The organism is Mesorhizobium norvegicum, from assembly GCF_004919685.1.
In the GTDB taxonomy this organism is placed as follows: Bacteria; Pseudomonadota; Alphaproteobacteria; order Rhizobiales; family Rhizobiaceae; genus Mesorhizobium; species Mesorhizobium norvegicum.
Genome location: NZ_SMYZ01000014.1, coordinates 22,981 through 31,148, shown reverse-complemented (window position 1 = coordinate 31,148; position 8,168 = coordinate 22,981). Strand labels below are relative to the sequence as shown.

The 8,168-nt window shown below is 64.3% G+C and carries 6 protein-coding genes; all 6 read right to left on the bottom strand.

Going from position 1 to position 8,168, the window contains the following annotated elements; all coding sequences use genetic code 11:
- Positions 1-63: 63 nt before the first annotated feature.
- Positions 64-522 carry a YqfO family protein gene (locus tag FCU66_RS06390; RefSeq protein ID WP_136621665.1) on the bottom strand — a complete coding sequence of 153 codons (459 nt, stop codon included), beginning with the start codon at positions 520-522 and terminating at the stop codon, positions 64-66.
- Between the two features lie 107 nt (positions 523-629).
- Positions 630-1,808, bottom strand: coding sequence for an MFS transporter (locus FCU66_RS06385; protein ID WP_136621664.1), 1,179 nt, complete (start codon positions 1,806-1,808; stop codon positions 630-632).
- Positions 1,809-1,885: 77 nt separating this feature from the next.
- Positions 1,886-2,626 (bottom strand): NUDIX hydrolase, encoded by a 741-nt coding sequence (locus tag FCU66_RS06380; protein WP_136621663.1) that lies wholly within the window; start codon positions 2,624-2,626, stop codon positions 1,886-1,888.
- Between the two features lie 86 nt (positions 2,627-2,712).
- Positions 2,713-3,159 (bottom strand): DUF983 domain-containing protein, encoded by a 447-nt coding sequence (locus tag FCU66_RS06375; protein WP_136621662.1) that lies wholly within the window; start codon positions 3,157-3,159, stop codon positions 2,713-2,715.
- Positions 3,159-5,465 (bottom strand): ribonuclease R, encoded by a 2,307-nt coding sequence (gene rnr / locus FCU66_RS06370; protein WP_136621661.1) that lies wholly within the window; start codon positions 5,463-5,465, stop codon positions 3,159-3,161. Before rnr ends, FCU66_RS06375 begins: the two co-directional genes overlap by 1 nt.
- Before the next feature lie 6 nt (positions 5,466-5,471).
- The gene (gene topA / locus FCU66_RS06365) at positions 5,472-8,123 is read right to left on the bottom strand and encodes a type I DNA topoisomerase (protein ID WP_136621660.1); all 2,652 of its coding nucleotides are present in this window, start codon (positions 8,121-8,123) and stop codon (positions 5,472-5,474) included.
- Between the last annotated feature and the right edge of the window lie 45 nt (positions 8,124-8,168).

The following is an 8,168-nucleotide window of genomic DNA, read 5'->3' as shown; positions in this document are numbered from 1 at the left end:
GATTAGCTACCGACAGCCCGACTGACCTCATACGACCCGCCGGGGCCAGCCGATGGCTTCAAATCATGCGGTTTCTGTCTCGGATGCCGCAACCTTCTTCCAATCTCCGGTCGTGTTCCACCAGCGATTCGGATTGGCGCGGTCGTCCAGCCCTTTGGAACGGCTGGCAAGGATCGGCTGAATGCGGATCACCGGCTCCTGGTAGGAATGGGCCTGGAAAATCGCCTCGACGACACGGGCGGCCAGCGTCTGGTCGTCCGGCAGTTCGAAGGAAACCTCGACCGTGCCGGGGCGCCGCCGCAGCTCCGTTTCGGCGCCGGCGGCCGCACCGTCAAGCGGCCTGTAGCGTTCGATGCCGTGCGCCGACTGATAGGCATTGCGGTCATATTTGCCCATGGCCAGCGGTGCGATCGCGACCACCGCGTCCATGATGCGGTCGACGTCGGCGGCCGGGGCCTGGAAGGTCACGAGCAGAAGCAGTGTCATTCGTAGCGATGTGGTTTCAAAGCCGCTGTCGATCATGGAAGTGTCCTCAAGTGTTTTGGGACATCCTTTTAGCCCTGTGCTCCTGACACGGTTCTGTCAGCAGCCTGTCATCGGCCAATGCGAATGCAGGGCTGGCGGCCGCGCTACAGGAGGATATTGCGGACCAGCCTGACGGCGACCAACGCAATGTAGGCGGCGAAGAACAGGCCTAGCGACCAGCCGAAGCCGGACGGACCGAACGCATCCATGCCGATGCCAATCGCTTGCGGGCCGAGCACCATGCCGACGCCGTAGCACAGCACGAAGGCGGCGTTGGCCGACGCCAGTTCGTGGCCGGAAAGCTGCGAGCCGAGATGGGCAAGGCCGATCGTGTACATGGCCGCGACGACGCCACCCCAGACAAACAGAAGGGCGGCCATCAAATGCCAATTCTGGGCGAAGAAGGGCATGAAGACGGTGCCGACAAGACCGACCATGGCGCAGGCAATCAGCAGATAGCGGCGGTCGCTGACGCGGTCGCTGATCATGCCGATTGGGATCTGCAGCAGCACGTTGCCGAGGCCGATCATGGTCAGGAGAAGGGCTGCGTCGGCTTCGGAATAGCCGATGCGGCTGCCATAGATCGGGAACAACGCAAAGCCGCCGGTTTCCACCGCGCCGAACACCAGCACGGCAGCGGTCGCCGACGGCACCAGCCAGATGTAGCGCAGGAAATTGCTGGTCTCGCCGTCGGAGGCGATCGTCGGGCTCTCGTTGCGTGCTGCCAGCACGGGTATGGCTGCCAGCGTCACCAGGCCGATGATGACGCCGAACGGCCTGAAGCCTGAACTGCCGAGATGGGCGAACAGCCACGGCCCGGCGGCAAAGCCGAGCGACAGAACCGTTGCGTAAATGCCCAGCACAAGGCCGCGCCGATGCGGCGGCGCCGAGGTGCTGATCCAGAATTCAGACAGGATGAACAGCACCGTCAGCGCGATGTGCAGCACGATGCGCAGTGGAAACCACATCCAGAAATCGGGTGCGAAATGGAAGCCGACAAAGGCCAGAGCGCCGGTGGCGATCATGGCAATCATGGTCCAGGCGACGCCGAAGCGCATGGCGAGCGGCGTCGCCAGCGGCGCGCCGGCGATCGAGGCGAGGCCGGCGACGGCGGTGTTGAGGCCGATCATCGAGGCCGAATGGCCGCGTGTTTCGAGGATGACGCTGAGCAGCGGCATGCCGAGGCCGATGGCGATGCCGACGACGCTGATCGACGAGATCGCCGCCACCATCGGCAGCCAGTGTACGCGTTCGTCGCCCTGTGGTTGGGTATCGACCGTCATGGGATGCTGAATACTCTGTCTCTTTGATCTTGCGCAATTCCGGGCGGAAAACCGCGTCACACTTTCCTGGAATTGCTCTACAGAAGTTCGCGGGTGAAGCGGTTGCGGACAAGCCGGTAGAAGGGCACGGGACCGCCCGGACGCAACAGCGGATCATGGACGAGGCGCTTTTGCAGCTCGTCCAGGATCATTCGGGTGATGTCGGGTATGTCGGCTTCCTTGGCCTTGGCAAGCGGCAGCCAGACCAGCTCTTCGAGTTCGTTGGTCGGGCCGCCACCTGGCAGTTCGACCGCGACGTCGTCGCGCCAGGCGCTGAAGAAGCGCGTGTCGAAGCGGCGCACCCGGTTGGGCGGCGTGATGGCGCGCGCGACGAAGCGCAGCATGTCCAGGGAGGGCTGCACGCCGTGTTCGGCAAAGCCTTGCCAATCGGGCCTAGGCGTGGCGAAAGCGCCCTTGCGGCCGATCAGCAATCCGGCTTCCTCGTAGGTCTCGCGGATGGCCGACAGGGCGATGGCGCGGGCTCGTGCGGCGCTTGTGCGGCCCGGCCCGGCGATCAGCCTGGCTTCCTGCTCCGGGTGCAATGCGGCGGCGACCGGGATGCGGCTGTCGGCCGGATCGGTGCGGCCTCCGGGAAAGACGAACTTGCCCGGCATGAAGGCGTGGCCGGCATGGCGGCGGCCCATCAGAACCAGCACGTCATCGCCCTTGCGGTCGAGCAGGATCAGGGTTGCCGCGTCGCGCGGGCGAATTGGCCGGTCGCTGTGAGCGATCATGCTCCGCTCGATCTTGTCGACTTCCGCCTTGGTCATACCGTCCATGCGCAGGACCTAGCGGAAACTTCTGGCAAGCGAAAGTGGCCTTTCACGGTCGGTATGTTGCGCCAGGCCGCATTCTTGGCTGCGACTCAGACTCCGGGACGCGGCTCGATCACGTCGTGTTCGTCGCCGAAGCCGTGCATATAGAAGGCCCATTGCAGTCCGATGACGGCACCCTTGACCGGTTGCAGCAGCGCGACCGACAGAAGGATGGTCAGCGGCACCCAGATGGCGATGTGCTGCCATGTGGACAGAGTGGACGTCGCCTCGACGCCCATGAAAGCGCCGAGCACGATGTGGCCGACGATGACGATGACGAGATAGGCGGGCAGGTCATCGGCACGGTGGTGATGCAGTTCCTCGCCGCAGACACTGCATGTGTCGACGGTCTTGGTGAAGGCGCGAAACAGCTTGCCTTCGCCGCAATTCGGGCAACGGCCGAGCAGGCCGCGCTTCATCGCCGTCCACAGCGGGCGGGTAGCCCGGCCCGAGTGATGTTCTCCGCCGAAAACCTGTTCTTCCGTGGCTGTTGTCATCATCGTCTCCTGCCGCGCGAACCCGGTCGCGTTTGCGACGCGCGGGCGCGGCCTTTGGCCTTGTGAAACGACCGCTTGGAGCCCGGCAAAGGCTTCGGGTCGGTCAACATCTCGAAGCGCATCGCGCCTGCCATCGGCGCCACCTCGACGAGTCGGACCTCGACGCGGTCCGCGAGCTGGTAGCCTTTGCCCGAGCGTTCTCCAAACAGGGAGCGGGCCGCTTCGTCGTATATATAGTAATCGCCGTTCAATGTTGACACCGGGATGAAACCATCCGCGCCGTACTGCGGCAATTGGACAAATAGTCCTGATTTGGTGACGCCGGAGATGCGGGCGTCGAAACGGTCGTCGATGCGTTCGGCGAGATAGGCGGCGACCAGACGGTCGACTGTGTCCCGCTCGGCCGCCATTGCGCGGCGTTCCGTGCCTGAAATCAGCACCGCAACTTCCTCGAGCCGTGCCGCTTCGTCCTGCGTCAGCCCGCCCGGACCAAGGCCGAGTGCGGCAATAAGTCCGCGATGCACGATCAAATCGGCATAGCGGCGGATCGGCGAGGTGAAATGGGCGTAGCGCCTGAGGTTGAGACCGAAATGGCCGATGTTCTTGGGCGAGTATTCGGCCTGGCTTTGCGAGCGCAGCACCACTTCGTTGACCAGGCCTTCATTGTCGGCGCCGCGCACGCGCTCCAGGATACCGTTGAACTGGCTCGGCTGCATCTGCGCGCCGCGGGCCAGCGACAGGCCAAGCGTCTGCAGGAACTCGCGCAACGATTCCTGCTTGGCGAGCGACGGCGCGTCGTGGACGCGGTAGACCAGTTCCTGTTTCTTCGCTTCGAGCGTCTCGGCCGCGGCAACATTGGCCTGGATCATGAATTCTTCGATGAGCTTGTGGGCATCGAGCCGTTCCGGCACGATGACGCGATCGACGGTGCCGTCCGGCTTGAGCAGGATCTTGCGCTCCGGCAGATCGAGCTCGAGCGGCTGGCGGCCATCGCGGCCACGCTTCAGGATCGCATAGGCGTCCCACAGCGGCTTCAGCACCGTATCGAGGATTGGACCGGTCTTCTCGTCCGGCACGCCGTCGATCGCCGCCTGTGCCTGGGTGTAGGCGAGCTTTGCCGCCGACTTCATCATGACGCGATGGAAGGAGTGCCTGAGCTTGCGGCCCTCGGCCGAAAAAACCATGCGCACCGCCAGTGCAGGACGGTCCTGGCCCTCGCGCAGCGAGCAGAGATCGTTGGAGATTCGCTCGGGCAGCATCGGCACGACGCGATCCGGGAAATAGACCGAATTGCCGCGTTTCAGCGCTTCGCGATCGAGTGCCGTGCCATAGCGCACATAGGCGGCGACATCGGCGATCGCCACGGTGGCGACCACACCGCCGGGGTTCTTCTCGTCGAGATCCGGTGTGGCGAACACTGCGTCGTCATGGTCCTTGGCGTCGGCCGGATCGATGGTGACCAGCGGCAGGTCGCGCCAGTCCTCACGGTGAGCAAGCGTCGCCGGCTTGACGGCTTCGGATTCGGCGATGACGTCGGCCGGAAATATGTGCGGAATGTCGTGCGCGTGGATGGCGATCATCGAGACCGCCTTTTCGCTGGTCAGCGAGCCCAGCACGTTGAGCACCTTGGCTCTCGGCAGCCCATAGCGAGAAGCCCGTGCGGGCTCGACCTCGACCAGGTCGCCGTTCTTGGCGCCGTTCTGAAATTCCTTGTCGACGATCAGTTCGGGCTGGCGCCGTTCCACCGGTTCGATACGGAAGGTGCCGTCCTGCAGGATACGAAAGACACCGAGTACGGCATCGGTGCGCTTCTCGAAGATCTTCATCACCCGCCCGGTGTAGGCGGGGCCGGTCGCTTCGTTGGTCGGAAAGGTCTTGGCCAGCACGCGGTCGCCGATGCCGGGCGCCGGGCCGCTGCCGCCGCGCGACACGCGGATCGAGACGACGGGCGGTTCGCCCGTTCCCACGGCCTCGGCCGGGTGCGCCAGCAAAATGCCGTCACCGTCACGGCCAAAAATGTCGAGCACGGCGACATGGGGCAGGGCGCCGACGCGGGCCAGTTGCTTGCGCTCCTTGGTCAGGACGCCTTCGTCCTGCAGGTCGCGCAAAATGTCCTTCAGCCAGATGCGGTCGTCGCCACGCAGGGCGAACGCCTTGGCGATGTCGCGTTTTCCCGCGCGATCGGGATTTTCGGCGATGTAGCGCAGGATTTCGTCGCGCGATGGCCGGTAGTCGTCCTTGACCTTGGCCCTCGTGTCGGCGGTGCGCGGATCGCCGTGGCTCCTACCGGTGATCCTGCGCGCCACGCTGTCCTACCCTTTTTTCTTCGCGGCCGGCTTCTTCGAAGCCGGCTTTTGGGCCGCCGTTTTCTTGGCTGTGGTTTTCTTGGCTGCGGGCGTCTTGGCCGCAGCCGCCTTGCGGAACGGCTTCTTGCCGCCACCGCCCTTGGCTTCCTTCTCGGCAATCAGCGCCAGCGCATCCTCGATGGTCACCGATTGCGGATCCCTGCCCTTGGGCAGGGTGGCATTGACCTTGCCGAAGTTCACGTAGGGCCCGTATTTGCCGTCGCGCACGACGATCTTGCCGCCGCCGTCGGGATGGTCGCCAAGTTCCTTGAGCGCAGCGGCGGTGCCGCCATTGCGGCCGCCCTTGCCCTTCAACTGCTTCTCGGCGATCACCGACACGGCGCGGTTGAGGCCGATCGAGAACACATCTTCGATGCTTTCGAGATTGGCATAGGTGCCGTCATGCAGCACGAACGGACCGTAGCGGCCGAGCCCGGCCGAGATCATCTTGGCCGTTTCCGGGTGCTGTCCGACATCGCGCGGCAGCGACAGCAGCGCCAGCGCCTTCTCGTGGTCGATCGACTCTGCCGTCCAGCCCTTGGGCAGGCTGGAGCGCTTGGCTTCCTTGCCGTCGCCACGCTGCAGATAGGGGCCGAAGCGGCCGCTGCGCAGCGTGATTTCCTCTGACGTGTAAGGATCCTTGCCGATGACCTTGGTGCCGTCCTCGCCGCCGCCATTCTCGCCATTCGGGTTGGCGGCGTCGCCAAGCTGGCGGGTGAAGGAGCATTCGGGATAGTTGGAACAGCCGACAAAGGCGCCGAACTTGCCGAGCTTCAGCGACAGATTGCCGGAGCCGCATTTCGGGCAGATGCGCGGATTGGAGCCGTCTTCGCGCGCGGGAAACACCAGCGGCGCCAGTTCTTCATTGAGCGCGTCGAGCACGTCGGTGACGCGCAGTTCCTTGATGTCGGCGACGGCGCCGGAAAAATCCTTCCAGAAATCGCGCAGCACGTCCTTCCAGGCGAGCTTGCCGTCGGAAATCTCGTCAAGCTTCTCTTCCAAGGATGCCGTGAAGTCGTACTCGACATAGCGTTTGAAGAAGCTTTCGAGGAAGGCCGACAGCAGCCGGCCCTTGGCCTGCGGCACCAGCCGACGCTTGTCGATGGTGACATAGTCGCGGTCTTCGAGCGTCTTCAGGATCGCCGTATAGGTAGAAGGCCGGCCGATGCCGAGCTCTTCCAGCTTCTTGATCAGCGAGGCTTCGGAATAGCGCGGCGGCGGTTCGGTGGTGTGCTGGGTGGCGTTGATCGCCTGGCGGGCAAGCTGCTCGCCGGCACGGATCTCGGGCAGACGGCGATTTTCCTCGTCTTCCGCATCGTCGTCCTTCTGGTCAGTGTAGGCGGCAATGAAGCCGTCGAAGCGAACGACCGAACCGATGGCACGCAGCTCGGCGGTGCGCGATCCGTTGACAGCCTCGATCTCGGCGGTGGTGCGCTCGATCTCGGCCGACTGCATCTGGCTGGCGATGGCACGCTTCCAGATCAGCTCATAGAGCCGCATCTGGTCGGAATCGAGATATTGCCTGACCGATGCCGGGGTGCGCATGAAATCCGTCGGGCGGATCGCTTCGTGCGCTTCCTGGGCGTTCTTGGCCTTGGCGGTATATTGGCGCGGCTTTTCCGGCAGGTATTTTGCGCCGAATTCCTTGGCGATGGCGTCGCGGGCGGCCGAGATCGCCTCGGGCGCCATCTGCACGCCGTCGGTTCGCATATAGGTGATGAGGCCGGTGGTCTCGCCGCCGATCTCCATGCCTTCATAGAGCCGCTGCGCGACCTGCATGGTGCGGCTGGCCGAGAAGCCGAGGCCCGATGAGGCGGCCTGCTGCAATGTCGAGGTGGTGAAGGGCGGGCCGGGATTGCGCTTGGTCGGCTTGGCTTCCACCGACACCGCCTTGAAGGTCGCGCCTTCAAGCATCGTCTTGATGTCGTCGGCCTGCGCCTTGTTGGAAATGTCGAGCTTTTGCAGCCTCTTGCGATCGAAGGCGGTCAGCCGCGCTTCGAAATTCTCGTTGCGCGGCGTGCCCAGCAGAGCGGCGATCTGCCAGTATTCCTCGCGGATGAAGCGCTCGATCTCGGATTCGCGGTCGCAGACCAGGCGCAGCGCCACCGACTGGACGCGGCCGGCCGAGCGGGCGCCCGGCAGCTTGCGCCACAGCACCGGCGACAGCGTGAAGCCGACGAGATAATCCAGCGCCCGGCGGGCGAGATAGGCATCGACCAGCGGCGCATCGATCTGGCGTGGATTGGCCATTGCCTCCAGCACCGACGACTTGGTGATGGCGTTGAAGACGACGCGGCTGACCGGCTTGTCCTTCAGTGCGCGCTTCTGCTTCAGCACCTCCAGCACATGCCAGGAGATGGCTTCGCCCTCGCGATCCGGATCGGTGGCGAGGATCAGGCCGTCGGCGTCCTTGACTGCCTTGGCGATGTCGGCAAGCCGCTTGCCCGAGGCAGTGTCGACCGCCCAGGACATGGCGAAATCCTCGTCCGGACGCACCGAGCCATCCTTGGCCGGCAAATCGCGGACATGGCCGAACGAGGCCAGAACCTTGTAGTTCTTGCCGAGGTATTTGTTGATTGTCTTTGCCTTGGCCGGCGATTCGACGACGACGACGTCCATGAGGTCTCATATCAGCTGTGGTGCGGCAGAAGAATTCCGCTGCGC